At 35.1% G+C, this 21,926-nt stretch carries 33 protein-coding genes and 1 pseudogene; 6 read left to right on the plus strand and 28 right to left on the minus strand.

Going from position 1 to position 21,926, the window contains the following annotated elements:
• Positions 1 to 12 precede the first annotated feature (12 nt).
• The 13 genes from FJQ98_RS20490 to FJQ98_RS20550 form a co-directional block, all read right to left on the minus strand.
• Positions 13 to 1,200 (minus strand): phage major capsid protein, encoded by a 1,188-nt coding sequence (locus FJQ98_RS20490; RefSeq protein WP_053596114.1) that lies wholly within the window; start codon positions 1,198 to 1,200, stop codon positions 13 to 15.
• Between the two features lie 41 nt (positions 1,201 to 1,241).
• Positions 1,242 to 1,964, minus strand: a complete 723-nt coding sequence (locus FJQ98_RS20495; RefSeq protein ID WP_201406528.1) for a head maturation protease, ClpP-related — start codon at positions 1,962 to 1,964, stop codon at positions 1,242 to 1,244.
• Position 1,965: 1 nt separating this feature from the next.
• Positions 1,966 to 3,114: a phage portal protein gene (locus FJQ98_RS20500; protein ID WP_053596112.1), complete on the minus strand. Its 1,149-nt coding sequence runs from the start codon at positions 3,112 to 3,114 to the stop codon at positions 1,966 to 1,968.
• A gap of 12 nt (positions 3,115 to 3,126) precedes the next feature.
• Positions 3,127 to 4,773 (minus strand): terminase TerL endonuclease subunit, encoded by a 1,647-nt coding sequence (locus tag FJQ98_RS20505; RefSeq protein ID WP_082340257.1) that lies wholly within the window; start codon positions 4,771 to 4,773, stop codon positions 3,127 to 3,129.
• The gene (locus FJQ98_RS20510) at positions 4,760 to 5,263 is read right to left on the minus strand and encodes a helix-turn-helix domain-containing protein (protein ID WP_075807304.1); all 504 of its coding nucleotides are present in this window, start codon (positions 5,261 to 5,263) and stop codon (positions 4,760 to 4,762) included. The genes FJQ98_RS20505 and FJQ98_RS20510 overlap by 14 nt, the downstream gene beginning before the upstream one ends.
• A gap of 152 nt (positions 5,264 to 5,415) precedes the next feature.
• The gene (locus FJQ98_RS20515; RefSeq protein WP_053596110.1) at positions 5,416 to 5,724 is read right to left on the minus strand and encodes a hypothetical protein; all 309 of its coding nucleotides are present in this window, start codon (positions 5,722 to 5,724) and stop codon (positions 5,416 to 5,418) included.
• 2 nt (positions 5,725 to 5,726) lie between these two features.
• Positions 5,727 to 5,990 carry an HNH endonuclease gene (locus FJQ98_RS20520; protein ID WP_053596257.1) on the minus strand — a complete coding sequence of 88 codons (264 nt, stop codon included), beginning with the start codon at positions 5,988 to 5,990 and terminating at the stop codon, positions 5,727 to 5,729.
• A gap of 160 nt (positions 5,991 to 6,150) precedes the next feature.
• On the minus strand, positions 6,151 to 6,822 hold the full coding sequence (locus FJQ98_RS20525; RefSeq protein WP_053596109.1) for a hypothetical protein: 672 nt from the start codon (positions 6,820 to 6,822) through the stop codon (positions 6,151 to 6,153).
• Positions 6,823 to 7,122: 300 nt separating this feature from the next.
• The gene (locus tag FJQ98_RS20530; RefSeq protein ID WP_053596108.1) at positions 7,123 to 7,863 is read right to left on the minus strand and encodes a hypothetical protein; all 741 of its coding nucleotides are present in this window, start codon (positions 7,861 to 7,863) and stop codon (positions 7,123 to 7,125) included.
• Between the two features lie 248 nt (positions 7,864 to 8,111).
• Positions 8,112 to 9,032, minus strand: a complete 921-nt coding sequence (locus tag FJQ98_RS20535; RefSeq protein ID WP_053596107.1) for a hypothetical protein — start codon at positions 9,030 to 9,032, stop codon at positions 8,112 to 8,114.
• A 3-nt stretch (positions 9,033 to 9,035) separates the two neighbouring features.
• Positions 9,036 to 9,227, minus strand: coding sequence for a hypothetical protein (locus FJQ98_RS20540; protein WP_201406529.1), 192 nt, complete (start codon positions 9,225 to 9,227; stop codon positions 9,036 to 9,038).
• A 78-nt stretch (positions 9,228 to 9,305) separates the two neighbouring features.
• Positions 9,306 to 9,581 (minus strand): Panacea domain-containing protein, encoded by a 276-nt coding sequence (locus tag FJQ98_RS20545; RefSeq protein WP_201406530.1) that lies wholly within the window; start codon positions 9,579 to 9,581, stop codon positions 9,306 to 9,308.
• Positions 9,582 to 9,673: 92 nt separating this feature from the next.
• Positions 9,674 to 10,195, minus strand: coding sequence for a hypothetical protein (locus FJQ98_RS20550; protein ID WP_053596105.1), 522 nt, complete (start codon positions 10,193 to 10,195; stop codon positions 9,674 to 9,676).
• Positions 10,196 to 10,393: 198 nt separating this feature from the next.
• Between FJQ98_RS20550 and FJQ98_RS20555 the strand changes: the two genes are divergently transcribed.
• From FJQ98_RS20555 to FJQ98_RS20565, 3 genes are all read left to right on the plus strand, one after another.
• Positions 10,394 to 10,813, plus strand: a complete 420-nt coding sequence (locus tag FJQ98_RS20555) for a DUF4183 domain-containing protein (protein ID WP_053596256.1) — start codon at positions 10,394 to 10,396, stop codon at positions 10,811 to 10,813.
• Positions 10,814 to 10,862: 49 nt separating this feature from the next.
• Positions 10,863 to 11,183 carry a DUF4183 domain-containing protein gene (locus FJQ98_RS20560; protein WP_053596104.1) on the plus strand — a complete coding sequence of 107 codons (321 nt, stop codon included), beginning with the start codon at positions 10,863 to 10,865 and terminating at the stop codon, positions 11,181 to 11,183.
• A 633-nt stretch (positions 11,184 to 11,816) separates the two neighbouring features.
• A complete protein-coding gene (locus FJQ98_RS20565) occupies positions 11,817 to 12,014 on the plus strand; it encodes a hypothetical protein (RefSeq protein WP_053596103.1) in 198 nt (65 codons plus the stop codon).
• Positions 12,015 to 12,133: 119 nt separating this feature from the next.
• Here the strand turns inward: FJQ98_RS20565 and FJQ98_RS20570 are convergent, their stop codons facing one another.
• The 10 genes from FJQ98_RS20570 to FJQ98_RS20615 all read right to left on the minus strand — a co-directional run bounded on the left by FJQ98_RS20570 (position 12,134) and on the right by FJQ98_RS20615 (position 17,329).
• Positions 12,134 to 12,451: a hypothetical protein gene (locus FJQ98_RS20570; RefSeq protein ID WP_053596102.1), complete on the minus strand. Its 318-nt coding sequence runs from the start codon at positions 12,449 to 12,451 to the stop codon at positions 12,134 to 12,136.
• The gene (locus FJQ98_RS20575; RefSeq protein ID WP_053596101.1) at positions 12,438 to 12,659 is read right to left on the minus strand and encodes a hypothetical protein; all 222 of its coding nucleotides are present in this window, start codon (positions 12,657 to 12,659) and stop codon (positions 12,438 to 12,440) included. Before FJQ98_RS20575 ends, FJQ98_RS20570 begins: the two co-directional genes overlap by 14 nt.
• On the minus strand, positions 12,659 to 12,874 hold the full coding sequence (locus FJQ98_RS20580; RefSeq protein ID WP_053596100.1) for a hypothetical protein: 216 nt from the start codon (positions 12,872 to 12,874) through the stop codon (positions 12,659 to 12,661). Before FJQ98_RS20580 ends, FJQ98_RS20575 begins: the two co-directional genes overlap by 1 nt.
• A gap of 28 nt (positions 12,875 to 12,902) precedes the next feature.
• Positions 12,903 to 13,136, minus strand: coding sequence for a hypothetical protein (locus FJQ98_RS20585; protein ID WP_053596099.1), 234 nt, complete (start codon positions 13,134 to 13,136; stop codon positions 12,903 to 12,905).
• Between the two features lie 21 nt (positions 13,137 to 13,157).
• A complete protein-coding gene (locus FJQ98_RS20590; protein ID WP_343069225.1) occupies positions 13,158 to 13,724 on the minus strand; it encodes a Holliday junction resolvase RecU in 567 nt (188 codons plus the stop codon).
• Between the two features lie 41 nt (positions 13,725 to 13,765).
• Positions 13,766 to 14,743 carry a ParB/RepB/Spo0J family partition protein gene (locus tag FJQ98_RS20595; RefSeq protein WP_053596097.1) on the minus strand — a complete coding sequence of 326 codons (978 nt, stop codon included), beginning with the start codon at positions 14,741 to 14,743 and terminating at the stop codon, positions 13,766 to 13,768.
• A gap of 30 nt (positions 14,744 to 14,773) precedes the next feature.
• Positions 14,774 to 15,496 (minus strand): ParA family protein, encoded by a 723-nt coding sequence (locus FJQ98_RS20600; RefSeq protein ID WP_241774609.1) that lies wholly within the window; start codon positions 15,494 to 15,496, stop codon positions 14,774 to 14,776.
• Between the two features lie 32 nt (positions 15,497 to 15,528).
• The gene (locus FJQ98_RS20605; protein WP_053596095.1) at positions 15,529 to 16,437 is read right to left on the minus strand and encodes a rolling circle replication-associated protein; all 909 of its coding nucleotides are present in this window, start codon (positions 16,435 to 16,437) and stop codon (positions 15,529 to 15,531) included.
• 217 nt (positions 16,438 to 16,654) lie between these two features.
• A complete protein-coding gene (locus FJQ98_RS27025) occupies positions 16,655 to 16,810 on the minus strand; it encodes a DUF6906 family protein (protein ID WP_241774608.1) in 156 nt (51 codons plus the stop codon).
• Between the two features lie 150 nt (positions 16,811 to 16,960).
• On the minus strand, positions 16,961 to 17,329 hold the full coding sequence (locus FJQ98_RS20615; protein ID WP_053596094.1) for a hypothetical protein: 369 nt from the start codon (positions 17,327 to 17,329) through the stop codon (positions 16,961 to 16,963).
• A gap of 71 nt (positions 17,330 to 17,400) precedes the next feature.
• Between FJQ98_RS20615 and FJQ98_RS20620 the strand changes: the two genes are divergently transcribed.
• Complete coding sequence (locus FJQ98_RS20620; RefSeq protein WP_053596093.1) at positions 17,401 to 17,910, plus strand: hypothetical protein; 510 nt, start codon at positions 17,401 to 17,403, stop codon at positions 17,908 to 17,910.
• Here FJQ98_RS20620 and FJQ98_RS20625 read toward each other — a convergent pair.
• From FJQ98_RS20625 to FJQ98_RS20635, 3 genes are all read right to left on the minus strand, one after another.
• Complete coding sequence (locus FJQ98_RS20625) at positions 17,891 to 18,133, minus strand: hypothetical protein (protein ID WP_053596092.1); 243 nt, start codon at positions 18,131 to 18,133, stop codon at positions 17,891 to 17,893. The two genes, FJQ98_RS20620 and FJQ98_RS20625, sit on opposite strands and share 20 nt — an antisense overlap.
• 244 nt (positions 18,134 to 18,377) lie before the next feature.
• Positions 18,378 to 18,578, minus strand: coding sequence for a helix-turn-helix transcriptional regulator (locus FJQ98_RS20630; RefSeq protein WP_053596091.1), 201 nt, complete (start codon positions 18,576 to 18,578; stop codon positions 18,378 to 18,380).
• Between the two features lie 22 nt (positions 18,579 to 18,600).
• A complete protein-coding gene (locus FJQ98_RS20635; protein ID WP_158003075.1) occupies positions 18,601 to 18,774 on the minus strand; it encodes a hypothetical protein in 174 nt (57 codons plus the stop codon).
• 159 nt (positions 18,775 to 18,933) lie between these two features.
• Between FJQ98_RS20635 and FJQ98_RS20640 the strand changes: the two genes are divergently transcribed.
• Both FJQ98_RS20640 and FJQ98_RS20645 read left to right on the plus strand, forming a co-directional pair.
• Entirely contained in the window at positions 18,934 to 19,419 is a 486-nt protein-coding gene (locus FJQ98_RS20640; RefSeq protein WP_053596090.1) for a helix-turn-helix domain-containing protein, read from the plus strand.
• A 109-nt stretch (positions 19,420 to 19,528) separates the two neighbouring features.
• Positions 19,529 to 20,707: a tyrosine-type recombinase/integrase gene (locus FJQ98_RS20645; RefSeq protein WP_053596089.1), complete on the plus strand. Its 1,179-nt coding sequence runs from the start codon at positions 19,529 to 19,531 to the stop codon at positions 20,705 to 20,707.
• Between the two features lie 87 nt (positions 20,708 to 20,794).
• On the opposite strand, the pseudogene radC reads toward FJQ98_RS20645, so the two are convergent.
• A pseudogene (radC, locus tag FJQ98_RS20650) lies at positions 20,795 to 21,250 on the minus strand (RadC family protein); the annotation flags it as partial.
• Positions 21,251 to 21,284: 34 nt separating this feature from the next.
• Entirely contained in the window at positions 21,285 to 21,878 is a 594-nt protein-coding gene (locus FJQ98_RS20655; RefSeq protein ID WP_053596088.1) for a Maf family protein, read from the minus strand.
• Positions 21,879 to 21,926: the final 48 nt, after the last annotated feature.

The following is a 21,926-nucleotide window of genomic DNA, read 5'->3' on the forward strand; positions in this document are numbered from 1 at the left end:
CTCCCAAATTAATTAAGGTGTGTCTGGTGTATTTGTAGTGGCTGTGTTGTTGATAGCCATATTTGTAATATCAAATACGATGAACGAATCATTATCAAGTGGACGACCGTTTGTTAATTGACGAGTTAAATATAAACGTTGATCTTCAATTAAACGTAATACGTCAGTAGATTCTAATTTTGTTTCACCAGCTACACCCATGAAATAATCTTTCGGTTTACCGGAAATCATTGTGTTCAATGGTACAGCTGGCGATTGAATGATTTCCAAACCAGGAATAGCAAAATTATTATGTGTCCAAGAACCGTCATCCCGTTGTTTTGCCCCATATGCAAATAATTTTGTCGCATAATCGAACGGGTTAATGATTAATGATACGCCCGTATAACTACGTGTACCGCTTTTTGTTGTTGGTGCCAATATTTTTTCACCGATTTCTTGAGGTGTGAAAACATCCAAAGTTACTTTGTCTTTATCTGGATATGCGCCATCCACAATAGCACCTGCTAAATTTTTTATCATACCGATCGGTTGTTTTTTACCGGTCCCTTTAACAATGACATTTTCTAACTCTGTTGAAATAACTTCTGTTAAAAATGCACGTACATAACGATCTAACCATTCGGGTCCAAGTTCGAACATTGCTTTGCAGACAACTAAAAATCCAGAAAGTTTATACATACCTTGCTCGATTGTTTCAAATCCATGGTCAACCATTTCTTTGATTTCATCGCATACATCTCCCCAGAAGGCTGTTGTTGCCCCTTCCTTACGCACTACCCATTGCGTATTTGCACCGACGCGCTGAAAATTAACGCGTGACAATAATGGATGGTCCATTGCTAAATCTTCGAATACACGTTCATATACAGTTGGTGGTACAAATGTAGATACACCGTCAAATGATTGCACATCAATTGCAGCGTTATAAAATTTCTTCTCCTCTGTCGTCAATGTACGTATGCCTCGTGATGCTAATACAGCATTGTCCCATTGTTGCTCGTTTGCACGATTGGCCTCGCGGATTGTCGTATTCATTAAATCTTGGAAGTGTAGCATATTACTTTCATAATTCTCAACAATTCGAGCTGCAACTTCGTTTGGATCAGCGCTTTCAAATGCTGCTTTTAGAGCTGCCACTTGAGCTTCTTTATTTTCGATAACTTTTGGTTCATTATCTAAATTTTTAATACCTGTCATATAAATGACCTCCTGTTTTTGAATAAAATAAAAACGCCTACTCAATTGAGTTGCGTTGGAATTTTTGTTAAAATATTTTGTTTTGGTGATGACTCTTGCTTAAAACGTGCAAGGACACTATTTTTAAATGCTTCTGCATCTGTTTTGGTTTCGTCGTCATCGGCTGTGTCTTTCACAATTGAAGTTGAGGCGAAGCCAATTGCAATAGCTTCATCAGCAGTAAACCATGTCTCATTATTGACCATCTGCTCGATTTCTTCACGCTCTACTATTGCCTTCGTCATATAGATGTCTACCAAAGATCTATCGAGCTTAGATAATAACTCAGCTTCTTTTTCTAAATCTTTTTTAGTTCCCCAAATACCTGTAGATGCTTCGTGAATCATCAACATTGATCCTGTATTCATTACAAGTTCATCCGCTGCCATCGCTATAATAGATGCTGCAGAACAAGCCCAACCATCTACAATAATTTTCACTTCAGCATTATGATCCTTCAAGCGATTGTAAATTGTAATACCGTCAAAAGCGTCACCGCCAGGACTGTTAATACGAACCGTAATATTGTCAGTCGTTACATCTTTTAATAATGAATCAATATCACTTGCAGAAATAGAATCGTACCACCAGCTTTCCCCAATGTCGCCATAGATGACAATTTCAGTGGTGGACGCATCAATTTTTTTTGCGGATAGTTGCTTTTTAATTTCTGGAATTTGTTCAGCATATTGTTGATTTTTAAATTGCTTTAAACGATTTTTCATGTTAAGTTTCACCCCCTTTCAATGCCTGTTCAACTGTTTGATAATTTTTAGTAATATGTCTTATATTCGCAATTGGATCATCTACCGTTTCGCGCCCCATTTCTTCAAAAATTTCATTTAGCGTAAATCCGATTGCAAACATTTTATCTAATGCGGTTGCTAGCTCTGTAATGTCCGATACTTTGATTTTCGACGTATCAATCTTTAAATACGTGCGGTTTAAATATTCTTCTTTGGAGTAAGCCTTGCGATTAATTTCGTCCTCCATCATCTCGGCAGGCGGATTGATGGCAAACATAATTAAGTTGTCCGTTTGTTTATCGATGTCCGCTAAATCACCTTTGAGTAGACCACGTGGTACATGAAAAGCCATCGCCACATAATTAAAAATGTCATCTATAAGATTACTAATGTCTCGACTGTCAATCGTTAATCCGACTTTAGCGTCTGACATATCTTCAAGTTCAAAGCCTTCTTGTAGTTGGAAAGCAACGCTTTTCTTATCTGGATCAAACCAATTTTTCAATTGTGTTTCAAACATATCGTCAATTGCTTCTTGCGTTTTATCATCTTGCGGTCTTAAAAAATCACCTTTTACTAATACACGCTTATTATTTTTAAGCTTGTAGTAACTCTTAGCTGCCTCAATCATTCTTCCATGAGATTCATACAAATCATTTATGACAGATAGTATTTTTGTATCCGTCAACTTCAAACGAATGACTTCGGATTCTACAAATGTCTTGTCCATCGTTAAATCACCAATTTGGATACCAGAATATTTATTCTCATAGAATGCAAACTCTTCCACATTAAAGCTATCAGCTATATAGAAGTTGTTATTCTGCATAATAATTAAACAATCGCCATCATAGATAAGTTTTCTGATTGCTTTATGAAAGAAAGCAGTCGCATTTTGATTTTGGTTTGGCTGCACATTTAAAGCGTAGTACATGTTTCCTCTGTGTGCTTTACCTTCTTTGAATGTCTTAATTTCACATCTTGATAAGGCATTAGCGATTAAGTTTACACATGTTTCTACAGCTAGTTTCTTGTAATAATACTCAGCTGACAGTTCATAATAGCAATCTTTTAAGCTTTCTAATTGGCCGTTTTTAAAGAATCGCTTCACCCATCCCCATAAACTCAATATTCTCACCTCCTAATAGCTGTATGTTTTAAATGCTTTTGCTACATTTTCTTTTGTGATAATTCGCTTTTCAGTTAATAAGTTTTCATGCTGCAGCGCGTGCAAGAATGCAAAAAAGCCGTCAGTCTTTCGTAATTCCGGCTCAATTTTTTCATAAGTAATATTTCCTTTTCCATCTCGTTTCACATACGTATTCCACGTATACCAACGCATCATGAAATCATCTCCCCACAGTATCTTTTCATGTGAGAACATTTCTTCAATAACTGGCTCTAATATCGTGTGAGTTAGTGAACCTTTGCGCGCCTTAATAAGATCTAGCCCATAGTCTTTAAATTTTTCTTCTAAATGAGCAAATTTTACATGGTCCGCTGCAACCGTTTTTATCCGATATTTTTTCGACTGTTCAAGGAACCAATTAGCGATTTTTTCTGGACTATTTGTTTCTTCATAAATAATAGTGGCTAGTCCTTGTTGCACCGCCAAATCAATATCAATTTTAAAATCATACAACTTTAAACTACGATGATTGATAAATGTATGATGTATCCAAAAACGTTTTCCTTCATGTTTAAATAGTAATCCTACCCCTACAAAATCACGTATATCTGCATAGTCGACGCCACCGATACATTCTAATCCTTTTAGGTCTGGCAATGATTTACTAGCCGCTTCTAACTTCGGCCAATCCGTAACGCCATTTGCAGACAACATAAATGGCATGTTCATACGTTTCGTAATAAATTCAATTCGTAAAGAAGGTCTAGTTTTTAAATTATCATACTCTAGCAGCATTTCTGATTTTAAATGTGGTAAAAAGTTGATTCCTGGATTCGCCTTTTCCCACATGGCCACATCATGCATTTCCTCTTCATCGTCAAGATGTGCAAGAAACGGGAACATTCGCGAGTTAGGAAGCTCGCCTTTCAAAATCATATCTGCTTCAGCTTTAAAATCATCGAGTACACCACCACGTACATATCCGTCAGTTGTGATATAGATACGTCTTCCCAGTGGCACTTTACCAAGAGCTGAAGTAAATACTTTGATATTGTCATACGACTCATACTCATGGACCTCATCAAAAATTATCGCACCTGGACGCAATCCATCCTTTGTTTTGGCATTATTCGTATGATAAGTTAATATCGATTTTGATTTTATATGCTTTATTTCTTCTTTGGTCCACTTAAAGTGTTTCTTCATCTTTTCTTTACGATCATCTAAAATGTCGTATACATCATTAAACGAGGTTTTTGCTTGTTTTTCAGAGGTTGCAACAATGTCAACGTTATACCCTCTGACGCCCTGCTTTGCTATAAAGTATTTACTGATAGCAGCAATAAAACCGTTTTTGCCTGCCCCACGTCCCCACATTAAAAAGAATTCATTAAATACTAATGTCCCATCTTCATAAAAAAGTCCAACCATACATGCCAACACAAATAGCTGTGCTGGATACAGTTTGAATGGGAAATAGCGTTCAATAAATTCCTTCGCTTCTGTTATTTCATTCGTTTCAATACTTACATTTGGCTGTTGCAGCTTACGATCCACTAATTCTACAAGCAATTTGACATTTTCAGATACGATATACTTTCCGCTTCTGACACCGTTAATATAATCATCGATGTAAGGATGATATTTATAATTCGTCATCTTCATCATCCACATTCTCCATATCCGCTGCTTTCAATCCCAGTTCAGCGAGTATGCGTAACATTTGTGCGTTTGTCTTATTCAATTCAGCTACGCTATCATTCTTCTTTTCCACGTACATGCCAGGTACAACGACACCTCGTTCATTAATATCCTCGATTAAGAGGTTTTTAACATCCCAAAGGGCCATATAATCATCGACTAAATCAATGTAATATGATTGATCAAGACCTCGCAACTTGAGTTGATCTTTTAGATCCCTTTCAATTAGTAATCGTAATTTATTATGACTAGGTACTAATTCGATGGACGGTGGTGCATCGACTATCTCAACACGCACACTTTCGTGTGCACTATTTTCCTTTTTTTCTTTCCAATTGTATCTTTTATACCATGACTTAACTGTGTTTTCTTTCACACCATATTTTTCAGCAATGTCCTTATATTTCATGCCTTTTAGCCAATCTTCATACGCCATTTCATGTTTCATGCATCCTCACCGCCCACCTTCCTTCATGAATATTTATGCACGCTTACATAGGGTGCAATTACTACGTGGAAATCAAAAAATATTTTCTCCCATGAACCCTACTCGTTGAATGAATCCCTTAATAAATCGGAAATTTTTTGACCGGGGGGTATTTATTTTACGTATTTCAAATGCTGATCAGCGAAGTCAATGATGTACCAAATTTCTTCAGCCGAAACTGATAACAGCTCACACGTGAATCGTATTTTATCAGTTGAGTTTAATTTCTCACGCACTTTATCAATCGTCATGTGCTTGCACTTACGAGCATTAACACAATCTCTTATCTGTTTGTATCGATAGTAAGCGTAACGAATAAAGGCATTCAGCATGTCTCGCTCATACCAATCACGATACTCATTTGTAACTGCAACATTGATAACATCTGTATCATATGTCCATGTGCCATCAGTAAGTTGCATCCCTACCACCTCTCGTCATTTGTATATTTATTTTTACGTGTTGATTCCAAACGATCATGTACTTCATTGTGGCATTTAATACATAAACATTGTAAGTTATTTAGAGTCAATGACAGCTGTGGATGCGTCTTGACTTCCTTCATGTGATGAACGTTCTCGGCCTTATGATAGCGACCAGCTGCTTTACATAATTGACATTCAAAGTTGTCACGCTTTAATGCTTCTTTGCGTAAAGACATCCACTCATTTGATTTATAGAACTTCATAAGCTCACCGCTAAATATGAACGAGATGAGCTCTTGCTTACGTGCTTCTTTAATCATTGTTCATCCCTCCACAATTCATAGTCTACTCGCAAGATCCATTCGATACATCCATCGGACTTCATGGCATAATAAAAAGCCACATAAAGTAATATGACTATTTCTAAACTAATTCTTCAATCTGTTTTTGAATAATATTTATATGGCTTTTTAAGTACCTATCAAATAATATAAGGTTCTCATTCCTTTCCAATATTATCCTTCGTAATCCTAATACTCTTCTTGCCAAATAAGTATCTGGGATTCTTTCTAAGCCTTCAATATCAATATACATGTTATTTATTTCCCTACTAAATTTTAGATAATCAGTAATGTATCCTTCTCTTAATATCTCATAGTTAATACTATTAACATTATTGACTATCCAAAAAAGATCTTTTTCTCTAAATCTTATATTGGTCCGTAATTCACTATCATAGGAAGGATTAGAATGTTGTTCAGCAAAAAATCTGACAAATTCCATTGCTTCATCATTTAAACGTTTCAAAATTACTAAATTGTGTAAAATATTTTCTTTCTTCTGTCTTTCTTCTTTTTTCTTATCATGTTCTATTTGTTTTTTCATTTGGTATGTAGCAACAAAATATGCGCCAAATGCTCCAGCAATTCCACCAACCATGCTTAATAAGCCGCTAATTATAGCAATTCTATTAGGTTTTTCGAGTTCACCAACACCAATTTGATACGCAATAATTGTAAGAACTACTACTACACTAATTGTAAGTCCAGCTAGTGAAATCAAAACATTTACTAATAATTTCTCACTTTTATTCACTAAAATACCCCCAAAATTTACTAAATTGATAGTATCATGGGAACGAAATAAAGACTACACTCTTATGAATGTAGTCCTGATTGATTGTGTTAAGCAATAATAAAAAGTCACACCTGTTAGATGTGACCGGATAACGCTATTTATAGATAGATTCCCTGTTATAATAAGGGAAAGGAGGTGATAACATGAACAAGAGACCAACTAGTAAACTTTCTAACCCTAATACTGTAACACCACGTAAAATTAATGACTCTGTTGATAAACCCTCATTTACCAGCAGACCCCCAAAACCGGTAACACCTAAGAAGTAAGTCCATTAGGAAACCTATCGTTGAACAAATCTTGCGCTTCTAGGGCGCTATTTAAATTGTAGATATTTATGACAATTCCATTATCAATATCTACATAAGTCTGATCAATTTGAACATCGTAATATTCCATAATTTTTGTCCAATGATCAACTGCCTCGAGTACTATTGATTTTCCACTTTCATGTGCTCGAGGCACTTTTATTAAAAGTCCAATCATAGATGTAGATTCTCCGTATTTCTTAAACTCTATTATTTGCCCTTCATTATTCAAAAAAGTGGAATCCCATACTGTTGTATGCACATTTAAAGGGGCAATATTATTTTTTTCTCTTACTTCATTTATTTTGTCCAACATTTTTTTGTATGCATTTTTTGAAATAAATTTCGCTAAATAAAAACTAACTACAATCGTGATTGAAATATAGAACAATATAAACCATACGCTTCCTGATAATTTAATCAGGCTTTCTAAATTATCAACATACATCCAGTCTTTTTTTAAAAGCGGAAAATCAAAATTCGGCTGTATCACAGTCCATCGAGACATTAATGCAAGTGAATTATAAATCGTTAATACTACAGATACAATCGGAATCCATAATAAAATACTTATTGCAACTACTTCACTATTTTCTCTTTTAGTGGTTGGTGTTATTCCAAATAAATTTATCCAAAAGTACGTTAATAGTCCAGGAACTGTGAATATAATTAGTGTAATTACCTCTTTCAAATTCAACACCTCCTTTAATTAAAATCTAACTTTAATAATTATAACGATTTTTTTACCTTAATTAAATTAGCATAATAAAAAGCCACACCTTGTTAGATGTGACTCTGTAGTGTTGACGTTTTTGCAAACGTCTATTTAGTTGGAAGACTAATGAGTAAGTCCACTTACTCTACATTTACACTATACAATATTTAAAATGCATTTAAAACGACACGTTTACGACGATATAATATTTAATTTAAGTTTGTTCATTTAGACACTCTGTCATCTAATATTTTCAAAAACATCGCTACCATTATGATTAATGGTATGCATAGTACAATTATTATTGGCCAAGAATCCCATACTTCTGTCAAAGATTTTAGCTTTTGCTTATTACTTTCAGAACTAAATACAACAGCTGCAATAATTAAGTAAACAAATGTTACAAAACCAATCGTAAAGGCACCATTATTACTAAGGACCTTCATAAGATCTTTCTCTGTATCATAATTGAATGATTTACTTATAACAACATTTACCCATCTAGTAAGTAAAAAGAGCATACTTAAAGTTGCTAGTGCTACAATGCTAGAAATTATTACTACCTTCCAAATAGGAACTTGATTTATTTTAGAAAATGATTCAGATAGAAGAGTCATTCCACCAAATACACTTAAAACTACAGCTGTAAAAATCCCTAATATTGTAATGAACTGAGGGTATAATTTACTTACTTCTTTTTTGGATTCATTAATGTCATCAATCATTTTTATCTTTGACTTATTCATTTCATTTACTACTTCACCAATGTAAAATCCTACTTTCGACTCTAAATCTTTTTCATAATCTACTTTTAAAGACTCAAAGTACTCTTTCTGATTAAACGATAATTTGAAATGCCTTGCTATTTTTTGAATTTTCTCCGCTATTTCTTCCTGACCACTTTCAATACTATTAGCAGCAGTCATCAAAATTTGTAATATTCCCTCAATTTCCTCTGACTTTAAGTTATTCTTAATAACCATACTAAATATAGCTGGATAATCAATTTCTATTTCACTCTTTAATACTGTATGTATAAGTGGAGTGGTTTTTTTATAAATACTTTCATCGATAGCATTCTGATTATTCACCACTCTCACTAAAGTCAAATATAATTTTTCTTGATTAGAGTTAGATTGTTTCATTATTTATTTACTCCAAATTTGAAATTTTGGATTTGTAATAAAATCAAAGCGTATTTCATCATCTGAATATGAGATATCTTTTTCACCATTAGCAATCTTTGAAGAATCATTTAACCAAGCTTTATGTTCATGAGTAAGGTGCACTAATCGAAATGGATCGTAAGGCAGTAAATTAGTTAATGCATCTTTAATCATTTGCTTATCTTCGTCTGCGACTTCTTCTTTATCATCTTCTGATTCAAATAGAAATGTTTCTTCTTGGCTAGAAAAAAATCAAAAAAATTCACTAAAATCAATTTCCTTCGGAACTTCTTCAATATTTGAAGCTCCATAATGATCAAAACGGAAGTATACGTCCGGAACTACCGGACCATACTTCCACTTTTGAATTTCATTATGAAATAATTTCTTATTGAATTCAGTTAAATATTTTGCTTGTAAAAAATATAAGATTTTCTGTAACTTTAAATTGCTAACAGGTGTCCCTCTAGATGATGAGTCTTGAATAACAAAATCTGCTATTGTATTTGCATCATATGGTCTAACCATGCGTGCTCCTCCTTTTTAGAACTAATCATCTTCAATTACAGTTTATCAATTTTCCAACATATTCTCAATACATTCCATCCAAGTCACACTAATTACCAAGAAAGACGTAATCCATCTGTGCCAAAGAACAACACCGACATCGCATGGACCGCTTCTTTTAAATCCCTTTGAGCAGTACGTTCATGGACATGGTGCAACTCTGCTATTTCAGCACAAGTTTTCTTTTCTTCAGTAATATAGAAATGCATTAATGTATTGTACCTCCGTACCTCTTCGGCTCCTAAGTGCTTACAGTCCATTTCATATACTTTAATCATATTATCGATAAAACGCATCATAGCAAGTGTACGAGCTTCACTTCTTTTTATTGATTCTAATGATAAATATTCCTTATCAGTGGTGAATAAATCATCTGGTTCTCCCTCATCAATATCCACTGTCTCTTTCATTTCATCACAGTACATTTTTAAATGGCGGTAGTTTTTCAATAATATCTTTGTATTAAATAACCGTCTGTCTAAACGTCTAGTTTTTTCCTCTTGTTGCAGTTCATTAAACTTTGATATTGCTATCTCTGCTATAGCAGTTATTTGTTCTTGTTCAAGATTACTCATTAGTACACCCCGTTTCATTCTACCCGATTTATACTTGCTTCCGCTTAAAAATATAAATTTAATTCTTCTTTAATAGACATATTGCCAATCACCTTCCAATCTTAATTCATAAAATATAAGTGAAAACAAGATAGATTTTTTTGAAAATTTTTCACTGTACGGGGGCAACAACATGTGCAAAAGGGAGGTGAAAAAATAATGAAAAAAATGGACCCACAAAAATTGATTTGTGACAGTTGTTGTGAAAATAACCGAGTTCTTTGGCCCCGTATAAAAGCTGTTGACATATGTTCTATTCAACCTCCTCCAGTGGTTACCCCTGGAGGAACTATTATTCCAACAATAAATAGATATTTCTATATTGTTACAGAAGATATTGATTTAACAAATGGGGTAACCCTTCTAGCTAATTTATTTACAGATGATAATGGCGATCCAGTATCAGAATTCAAACTTTTTAATCCCAATGGCTATGTCAATCTTTACATTAATGCAGTGATGCAAGAGGGCGGTGCATATAAAGTAACTCCAGATTCGTTAACCCTTAACCCATTTAATACAACGATTTTTGCGGGAACTCCAATCATTATAGAATCTTTGGGATTCCAACAAATGTGAAATAAAAATCTTCTAGATAATATTTTTCCCTTGAAAGGAGGTGAAAAAAATGGCACTTTCAATTATTAATATTCATGTAAACGTTAATGGTACTTCCACAAGATTTTTTGATGTGTTAGCAGCAGATTTAACAGTTGCTGATGGTACTACAATCGCTGCAACTGCCTTTCTAAATGATAGTGGGACTGCTGCGACTGCCTTTCCAGTAGTAGCGAACGGTTACTATAATTTCTATATTAACGGCGTATTACAGGAAGGTGGTTCTTATACGATTTCTGCAACTGAGTTAACTTTTAACGGTGTTGCTGGTACAATCGGAGCCGGAACTCCATTAGTAGTAGAAGCTGTAGAATTAGTTACACAAACTTAATGATTAATTTCATTCCAAATCATAAGTTTTAATAGTATGAAGCTTTCTAGCCTTTCTTCTATTTTGGTGTTTAGGGTCACTTTTATCCCAAGTGACCCTTTACATTGATTTGTTTTTAATTACCTGTCAAAAGCCTGGATATATTCATAGAGAAAGCATTATATAGTGTATCCTCTTTTTCTCCGATTCTTTAAATTTCCATTTTAGCCATTTCTTCTTAAGGAGATAGCTTTTTTCATCGTTTACACAAATTTTATAGTAATGTTTTTAAATCCGATTACATACATTAGTTTTGGGATAGCAACCTGTTGCATTGCATCGCCCAAGTTGTTATTACACACCGCTATCCCGCCAATACATAATTTAACCGACGAAGCTGCAAATTTTTTAATGTATAGGTAACATCAATTTGCACAAATTAATTTTGAGTGTTTCGCACGCACTTATTAGGTTGTGTGGCGTTGGTTGACCGTCACACCCTCCCTCACTTAGGGTCACTTCCAACTCAGTGACCCTTTTATAATTTCTTTCCTCATATTGTGCAGTAATTGAATCAATCCATATTTTCAAATATTACCTAATTATGTTATCCTTATATAAGTTATTAACTTATATATCAGGAGTTGTTATGCAATGAAAACAATGTCTACAATGGGATGGATTATATTTTTCTTAGGCACCTTTTTATTTTCACGCGGATGGAGCAGAGTATCAGGTACCTTCGAATACAATTCATCTATTCCAGATAAATCTGTTGCACTAATATACATTTCTATGGGCGTTTTTGTTATTTTCATTTCATTCTTTGTAAAACCTCTAAAGGATAAATAACTTTACTGAACAATTTCTTTCAATTGCGTTTAAAAATTCCCATTGAATTAATCGCATTGCTAATTACCATCAATCGTCTTTCTAGCGGCAACGACAACCATTTTTTAAATCTCAATACCCTACGCCTCCGATCGGTTGCAAAGATTCATCATAGAGAAAGGCAATGCTTCATCAAGAGTGAATTTAATGTTGTTTATGTCTTCTAATGATTTCTTCGCATCTTTGATACAGCCATAATATAGACCGCTTCCTGAAAACCAATAATCCTTTACGATTGTTTTGTTACATTCCTCATGCAAATGAAAATTCATGCGTTGTTCATCTTCTTTAGCCGCAACATATACCACACTTTCACCTTTTTCGATTTCCTCTATACAGCCAAAACACGTATGAGCTTTTCGTGTTGTAACCATTCGTTTATTTTTAATGTCTATCATTAGCGATTCCCCTCCCGAACCAGCTACGTTTTTTCGAATGTAATGTCAGTGTTCCTGGCAGAAAAAACACTGGCTTTTCTTGACGTAACATATAAGACTTCCCTGTTTCTTCATCTATTCCGATTACAGCCTCGTTTGGCTCTGTTACATAAATTTTCAATACTTTACCGTTTAATCTACTCCAATCTATTGTTTTAACAGTTGTCATTATTTGTCCGCTCCTTCCCTTAAACTTTCAATCTGCTTCCGATTAAGTTTCGACACATTCGTTGGAAGACCATATTTCTTTCGCACTTCTTCCTGTGTCATTCCATGCTCTAATCGACAGTGCGCTGTAGTGATAATAATCCCTACATGGTTGCACCCTTCAACAAGACACTTGATATAACCACCATGTTTAGCACTCCAATAATTTTCCGCCATCACAATTCACCCCTTTACAAAGTAGTTTTTAATGTAATAAATTTTGGTTTATAAATTCATAGCAACGTTCGATATTCCTAAAGACCTCTTCAAATTCCGCTTCTTTTTCTACGACATAGAATCTTTCAGTTCTGCTAATTTTCAGTTCTCCTACATTTAATGTCCTCTCAATCTGTAAAGCTTCTAACCGTTGAAATATCCAATCATTTTGTTGAATGTTAGTATCACAATCAAAGATATTTAACTGTTGAACTAAGGACATCCCCAACACGCCCCTTGCACCTTATTTCTGTACCAACTTTTTCGATTGGTCTAAATTGAGCGCTGCTAAATAATCAACAGGAATGCCGTTTCTCGATTTCGCAGGTTCACAATTATCTCTAAAGAAATCGAGCGATATAGATTTAGAACCCCGTCCAGCATTTTGGTTTTCATATGCCGCTTCTAACTGCTCAAAACGCAACACATAAATTTCCGGCTCATTTTTACCTTCCAACCAAAAAGCCACTAACAAAAATGCAATTGCTCCATGCTTATTCCATGATTTCAACAACTGATATTGATGCGGCGAGATATTTTTCAATGGGAATCGTTTAACTTTGGTTTCTTTCGCATCAAAAATGATTGAATGACCCTCGTAAATTCCGCTATAGTCAACCCACGTCGGTGTATCAAGGTGTCCCGTTACTTTATTTCCTTCAGTATTTAAAATTTTTACTGGCGTAGGTACTTTTCTAATATCCGCTAACCAAGCATTTCGATATTGGTTATTTGTCATTTCTACTAACATTTCTAACTTCGCGCCTCTATTTGCGTGACTTCTGCTGTATGTTTTCCTCAATGCTTTCAACCCTTTCTACAAGCGCGGCCCAATGTATGAGCCGCCTATTGTTATCTAATTTTTTTAATGCTCATAATGACATAATCTTCTGGAATGCCGTTTTCTCCGCCTTCTTGTAAGTAAATGACTCTTACTTCTACAAACCTGCCTGTGTGCAATATTTTGTCATCGTCAAATTCATTTATTTTCAACTTGTCACCAACTCGAAAGTTCTGATTATTAAAACCACATACAAATGTTTTCAAGCCTTTTATTACCGCTTCAAATTCATCTGGATAGCTGTCTAATTCGTGCGTCATCGGTTTTTCTTTTTGCTCCGATTCAATGACTTCCTGTCGCTTCTCTTTTGCAACAGATGGCGTTAGCGCATTGCCTTCCTTGTATTCTCTGACAACTTCTTGTTGCTGTTCTTCCGGCAACCTCGACGTTTCATAAGCAGTTGTAATATTGATGTTTTCCTTGTCAAACTCCTCTTTTAACTCAGGAATCAACTTTTTATTTATGCTTTCCATACGTGCAACTTGTGTAGGTGATACCTTCATAAGCTGCGCGACTATTTCTCGTCTTCGCCCTGATATAGGAAACCCACTTTTCTTTAAATCCGTTAGTAGCTCCTGTAGTCGAGCCGCTTGATACGTTTTTTCAGCATCTGTTAACTCCCTAGCTGTCGAGTTTGCTAGGATAAGTTGCAATTCAGCTTGAATGTCGTCTACCGACTTCATAACCTTGCATGGTATCTTTTTAAACTGCTCATTTCCCTCCACAAACAGTTCTTGCATGGCTTTCAATCGTCTATGTCCACTTATAACCTCAAAACCGTTTTCTTGCTCACGAACTAATAAGTTTTGTTGAAGCCCCATTAATTCAATACTGGATTTTAGCTCCGCTACATCTTCAACAGTGTATTTATTCTTTTCTGACGGTCGTAACCGCTCAATCGGAATGTGTTCTATTTTGAAAGCAAGCCCTTCCTTTTCTACCGCTTCTTTAGATTTATCATTCATCAGCTGATTTAGATTGAATTTCATGTGTCCGTACCCCCTTTTTTGTGTCCGAAACTAACACATTTGTAGGTATTCTTCGACCAATTTTTCATAGTCTTGTCCAGCAGTTGACTTCTTGTAATCTAATAGCGGTTTGCCGACGAATGTCGTTTCATCAACTTTCACTGTTTTTCTTACTACAGTGTGGAAAAGTGGATAACTTGTGGATGAAAACAAATATTCGCATCCTTGTACATTTACACCATTTTTTTGGAACATCGTAATGAAGCATCCTTTGAATATGATGTTGTCATTAAATTCTTTAACATCTGCTATTTGCTCCACCAGTAGCTCTAAACCATCAAATGCAAACTTATCCACCTTAATTGGCACCAATACATCGTCAGAAGCAACAAGAGCATTAATAACCGTCATGTTAATGTCTGGCGCATTATCGATAATGCAATAATCGTATTCATTAGTTATCTGTGATAATGCTTTCCGTAGTCGTGTTTGCTGCGGGCGCGAAACGTCTAGTAATATCTCTTTATTAGCACGTAACAGATTCATATTTGCAGGAATAATGTTTAACCCTTCGTATGCTGTAGGTTTAATAACACTCTCTATGCTGCAATCTCTATCTGTCAGCAGATCTGCTAAACTTTTATCCTCATAGCTATGCAAACCGAAAAATTTAGAGGTATTCCCCTGTTTATCGTTATCAATGAGCAGTACCCTTTTTCCATGCACTTTTACTAATGTGTAGGCAATATTGATAGCAGATATGGTTTTAGCCACCCCGCCTTTTAGGTTGATTATGCTGATAGTTTTCATATATCCAATCTCCTTTTCTTTTCTACTAATGTTTCCATTGTATCTATCTGCATCATTTCCACCTGAATATACGCGCCACTTACGTAATCCGAAAATGACACATTCATTTGTTTGAACTGATAGTTTTTATACATTTTTTCAAAGATCTCTTGCGCATTAATTTCTTCCGTTGCGATTTTAGTAGCACGTCTACGCGTCAACTTCGTGTCCGACACGGTTACTTTAGGTTTTTTGAGATTACGACTAGGTGTATAGCTCTTCATCGTTTTTGGTCCTCTCTCTTTAACCAAGTAATTACCTAACGGCCTGAAACTCTCACCTCTTGAATCTAAACGTTCCGAACCCGCCCTCCCTTTATTCCACAGCAATTCAGCCGCTTCTCTATCAGGAAAGTTAGTCACCATATGATGATGTGCACGCACCTTCTCACCGTTACGCGTATGTTCTGTTGTATAAATATATTTCAACTCGAAATCAGCATATTTCTCTTGTTTCTTTAGCCAATTCTTCAAACGTCTGACGTAGTTCTGCATATCCTTTTTAGCTTGCGCATGGTCTTCTGGCACATTGTGGTCATCATACGTATGTGTCATGTATAAATCGTGATGGTTTCTAAAGTTCACATTTATCAATCTCGCTACATGTTTTTGTCTATTTTTTTCATTCAGCTTTGTTTGTGCCTTGCTGCTGTTTTTATCCCTCTTTACACGTTTCCCTTGCGGTACTGTCCAATACGGGTAAGCTTCTACCTCTAGAACAGGTCCGCTCCAAATACTTTTCACACGATACCCCGCAATAGCTCTATCCAGTAAGCTATCTTCATGCATTTTCATTAATTCTGACTCACCAAATGTTTCTTCATATGACGCTAAAACGTGTCTAACCTTACGCTGTTTATCCTTCATGGCTACTCTCTCCCAATGTGTTAATAATCTAGTATCCTTGTGGATTATGGTCGTAAATCTAATATCCATTACAAGGACGCTAATTGACTGTTTGCCATGAAGGTTGCTATACTAGCAATAGTCAAACGAGCCGTGTTAACTGTCCAGAGTTTATACGGCTTTTTTTATTTTCTAAAATCAAAGCCCTTGCGATTGCTCACAAAGGCTTTTTTGTTTTTTATGGCGCTGGAATCGTACGTGGTCGTCCAGTTTCACGATGCACAATTAACCAACTATCCGTTAACTTTTTACTTATAAGCCAGTTAAAAGGATTTAATCGGAAACTAGCTATATATTCTTTTTCCTGTCTTGTTAAATTGCGTGGTCTTTTCAACGTAATATACCCCCTTATTGATTTTGATGGCTTGTCCATCTTTGAATTGCTAGACACTATATCCGCTTCTTGTTATAATCGGATTAATCTAAATCTGACGTTTTAGACCGTGCTGTTTAATCGCTACAACGATTAAGCAGTTTTTTTATGTCATAAACTTGAATTTGCATTAAATTTCACTACTTTCGCTGATTTACCTTGTTTGCATAATTGACTAGCCATCTCATATAAATTGTTACGGCGTTTTGCTTTTATCTGATTTTCTAAGTGCTCGATTTTAGAAACACTTTTTTCTAAGGCTGCTATACAAGCCCTCACCGAATCATAATCACCATCACGTAAATACCAATTAATTGCTGTTGTTATATCCTCGCAACATGCTATTTCTTTTGACAGTTCCAATTCTGATAAATCCTTTTCTTTCATCCCATCACCTCCAATAACAGATTTACTTGAAAAATTCACGAACACTAGATTTTTCAGACCTTGTTCATATGCTTGCTGTAGCTGTTCAATCAAATCCTCATTCCTCCCTTTCCTCCCAAAAATCTACTAAAATTTGCTATAATCACCTAAAGGAGGTGATTCGAATGTATACAATTCAACAATTACAAGCTGCTGATTTCTTATTAAAAAGATTAAGTAATTCAGATTTTTTTAGTTTTTATAATCGGAAATTAAAACTCGTTATCGAATTAAACGGTTCTTATTGGTATGGAGATTTCGTAAATTTCAAAGATAACTATCCAATACAGTTTTTTATTGAGGGTGATGGAGACGTTGACTATACTCGCTTTTATTCAGATGGAATAAATGCTACTATCATCTTCAAAAAAATCATAGAAACGTATAACGCTCAAACCAATAAGGGTACGTTTTATACAAATCCATTCAAAAAAATTTCAACCCTCGATTTACTATTTAAAACCATCTTTGAATTAGTAGATTTAGCAGACATTAAAGTTGATGAATCCCCTATCTACCCATATCTGCTAAACGCTCGAACGCTAGATGGTAAATTAAAACTTCCATTCATTAACCTAGAAAATCAACAAATCAATGTTGTGTCGTTTATCGATGTTACAGACGTAATCGATTAGCTCGATATTCAAGGTCTAATCGAATATAACCTAACATGGCGTATGCATCTGTGTACGTCATGTCTTCTGCTTTTAAAAGCTCAATTATTTTGTTTGAAATTTCCTGTGCTTTTTCAAAATCACAGTTCTCCCAAAATAAATTGCTATTGTAAGCTTCTTCTATGTTGTTTACATTTAGCGGATACTTTTTAAGCAAATACTCTTTCACTGGTTCTCGCGGCATATTTCTCACCTTCCTAAAAATTTTATTTGACGTTGCTACCGTCATATAAGCTATAAGTTACGACTATACCGTCATTGGCTCGGTATCACAGCACTTTGATTAGTTATGTATGAAGATGACCTTCACATCAAGCAGCTTGTAAATGTTAATCTTTAGAGGATAAGGTTAACCAACCTTTTACAAACTGCTTGACGTGAGCGAGCTTTGTACCTCGCAAACGTCTAACTTACTGCATGTTGATGATTCAATTTGCTTTGTATTCTTGCATTGTTCCTCCTAACCATTCGTCAATATCATCTAAATCAAAAATTAAAATTCTATCGGCAATTCTGATATGCGGAATCTTTTCTTCTTTAATTAATTTACTGATAGTAGATTTTCCAATCGGACATTCAACAGAATCTAGATATTCTAATAATTTATCTATTGTCCTTACTCTTCTCATTAAGATCCCTCTTTCCAATAAATTATGCTGGTTCTTCCTCTTGCCCTTTCGCAATACTCAAACCAACTCGGATACCCGCTTGATACCCCTGAAGCAACATCATGAAAGCCTGTTGCTCTTGCTCAGTCATATCTTTCAATTTAGTTGCTAAATCGTCAAAAACCGTTTCATCTTTGATGTCATATATTACATCCACTCGACTCACCACTTTCAAATGAGATTACTTTTTAATTGAAATACAAAAGTTCTGTATGAATACATAATAGTATTCATTGAAAACTTTGTCAACGGTTTCGAAATAAAAAGTTTTCATACAGAACTTTTTGTGTTATATTCACTGCAAGGAGGTGATGATATGAATGAACAAAAAGACCGTATTAAGGAATTACGCAAAATTCTCAAATTAAGTCAGGAAGAATTCGGAGATTCAATTGGACTTACAAAATCCAGTATTTCTAATGTTGAAAAAGGTGTTCGAAACGTTACCGAACAACATATAAAGCTTATTACATCCGCTTTCAACATTAACGAGCACTGGCTACGCACTGGTGAAGGTGAGATGTTTGTAAAGGATGAAACTTTCTCATTAGATGAAAAGGCAAAAAAATTCAATCTTTCGGAATTAGAGATTGATATTATGAGTGGCTATATGGAGTTACCTACTACCACACGTAATGAACTTATAGGGCTGTTTGGAAAGATATACAGTAAGCACACTGAAACAGCTGCTACTACCATTGAGGATGAGATCGATGCGGAAGTAGAAAGTTATCGCAAAGAGTTGGAAGCTGAGAAAAAAGCAAGAACACTATTAGCTTCACAAAGGCGCGAAACAAGTTAAGAAAGAAAAGTAAAATCAATAGGATTTAGACGTTTGGCCAAACGTTTTCTAAAACAAAAAAAGAGTAGCTTTTTGGCTACTCTTTCTTACAATTTAAGGAGGAATGCACATGGCTAGCTACGAGATTTTGGAACCTACAAAAAAAGGAGAAGATCGTATAAAAGTCACTGTAGAAGAAGGATACGATGAAAGAGGCAAGCGAATTCGATATACGAAAACTGTTCGCATGAAAAGCTTGTCCGATCGCGCAATCAAAAAAGCGATTAAAGAATATGAATTAGAGGTAGCAACATCAAATAAAAACGTTAGTTTAGATAACATTACATTTGAGGCATTTATTACAGATAAATGGATGGAATTACATGTGAAGAAAAATTTACGTATACGCACATATCAAACTTATAGTAATACCGTAAACAATTTCATCATTCCTTATTTTAAAAATATGAAATTAAATAAGATTAAAACTATTCATATCGAGGAATTTTTTGCTCATGAGAAAGCTGAAGGTAGAAAAAATTTTAAGGGGAAATATCTCATACTAAAAAGCATTTTTACTAAAGCCGTCGCCTGGAAAATGATACACAAAGATGATGATCCGATGGCTGCTATTAAAGAGCCTAATGACGCTAAACGAAATCGTGAAAAATATTACTATACAGAAGAAGAACTAATCAACTTATTCAAAATATTAGATAAAGTAAAGTTGAAACAAAAAATAGCAATTAAAATGGCGGCTGTACTCGGACTAAGACGTTCTGAAATCTTAGGAATACGCCACCATTGTATAGACTTTAAAAATAATACGATTTTAATTGATGCTCAATTGCATTACGACCAAGAAGATAAAAAGTTTCTATTAGGACCTCCCAAAAACGGACAAGCTAGAACAGTTATGGTTCCATCTAAATTTATGGACGAAATCAAAGAATTTGCTGAAGAACACAGACACTTAAAAGAACGATGTGGTAATGCATGGGAACCGGCTCTAGATGAGAATGGTGAACCTATTGATTTAATATATACAAATCCTTATGGTTATCCAAATCATTTAAATAGCATTACAAACGAATGGAGGAAGTTGTTAGAACGTAATAATTTTACTTACATCAATTTTCATGGACTAAGACATTCATTTGCTAGTTTTATGGTTGCTAAAAACTCGAACTTTAAGGTGATTCAAGAGCAGCTTGGTCACTCGGACATTCGTCAAACAATTCAAACTTACAGTCACTTAACCAATGAAGATAAATTAAAAGAAGTTTCAAAATTTGATAATATTTTATAACATTGGTCACTTTTTGGTCACTAAATGAAATCACAACGCATATCTAACGCCTGAAACCACTGGCTTTTCTTCTTTTTTATTTTATAGATGAACAATCGAAGCATTTAGACTGCCTATAAAAATCGTCTGCCTATGAATAATTTGATTTTTAACGTTTAAAAAAAGAACTACGAAATGTTCCTGGCTCAGTGAGGTCATATCAGGCATTAAATAGGCAGCGGCATCTTGCGGTGAACGAATCGTATATTTTTCATCGCTTTGTTTCTGTGCGAGACGTCTACCGAGTTCAATTGCAGCTAATATTTGAATGGCTTTAACCTCTCCAATCCCTCTAATAGCAACCATTTCTTCAATTGTTGCATGTTTCAAATGATGTAAACGTTCAAAAACACTTAGTACGCGATTTGCAAGTACAAGAACAGACTCTTCCTTAGTGCCTGTCCTTAGTAAAATAGCCAGTAGCTCCTGATTCGATAAACTCATAGCTCCTTGTCGCAGTAGTCTTTCACGAGGTCGATCCTCTATATTAACGTCTCGTATCATCGTTCTTGGTAAAACATCATTCAGCAAAAAAGCCTCACTCCTTCGCAAATTGGATAATATTGAGTGCTACCAATTGCGTAAACAACGCTGCAAGTGGTAAGCCGACAACATTGTTATAGTCTCCTTCAATTCGTTTCACTAAAAGGGTTCCAGCCGTTTGAATGCCATAACCACCTGCTTTATCAAATGGATCTCCCGAATCTACATATGCTTCGATAAGCTCCCGTGATAAATGATGAAAGACAACAGTTGTCTCTTCGACAAATGTAGTTTCATTACCGTCAGGCTCAATAATGGCTACAGCTGTCATGACCGCATGATGCTTGCCTGATAAGCGTAATAAGTGAGAAATTGCCTCCTCACGATTTTTTGGTTTATGAAGTAATTCATCATCATAAACAACAATAGTATCCGCTCCAATAATCGTTGCATTTGGAGCTTTTTTTGCCACATCACGTGTTTTTAATAGAGCTACACCTTTTACATAATCTTGCATTGTAGTTGCCTGGACGCTTGTCTCTTCTACTTCACTAGTTGTTATGTCGAATGGAAGTGATAGCATAGCAAGCAATTCCTTTCGCCGTGGTGAAGCAGAAGCAAGCACTAGCTTGTAATTTGTTTTAAACATTATCTGACCATTCCTCCTTATTAGTTATCATAACGGAGAATTTGGGAT

The sequence above is a fragment of the Lysinibacillus agricola genome (assembly GCF_016638705.1).
Taxonomy (GTDB): Bacteria; Bacillota; Bacilli; order Bacillales_A; family Planococcaceae; genus Lysinibacillus; species Lysinibacillus agricola.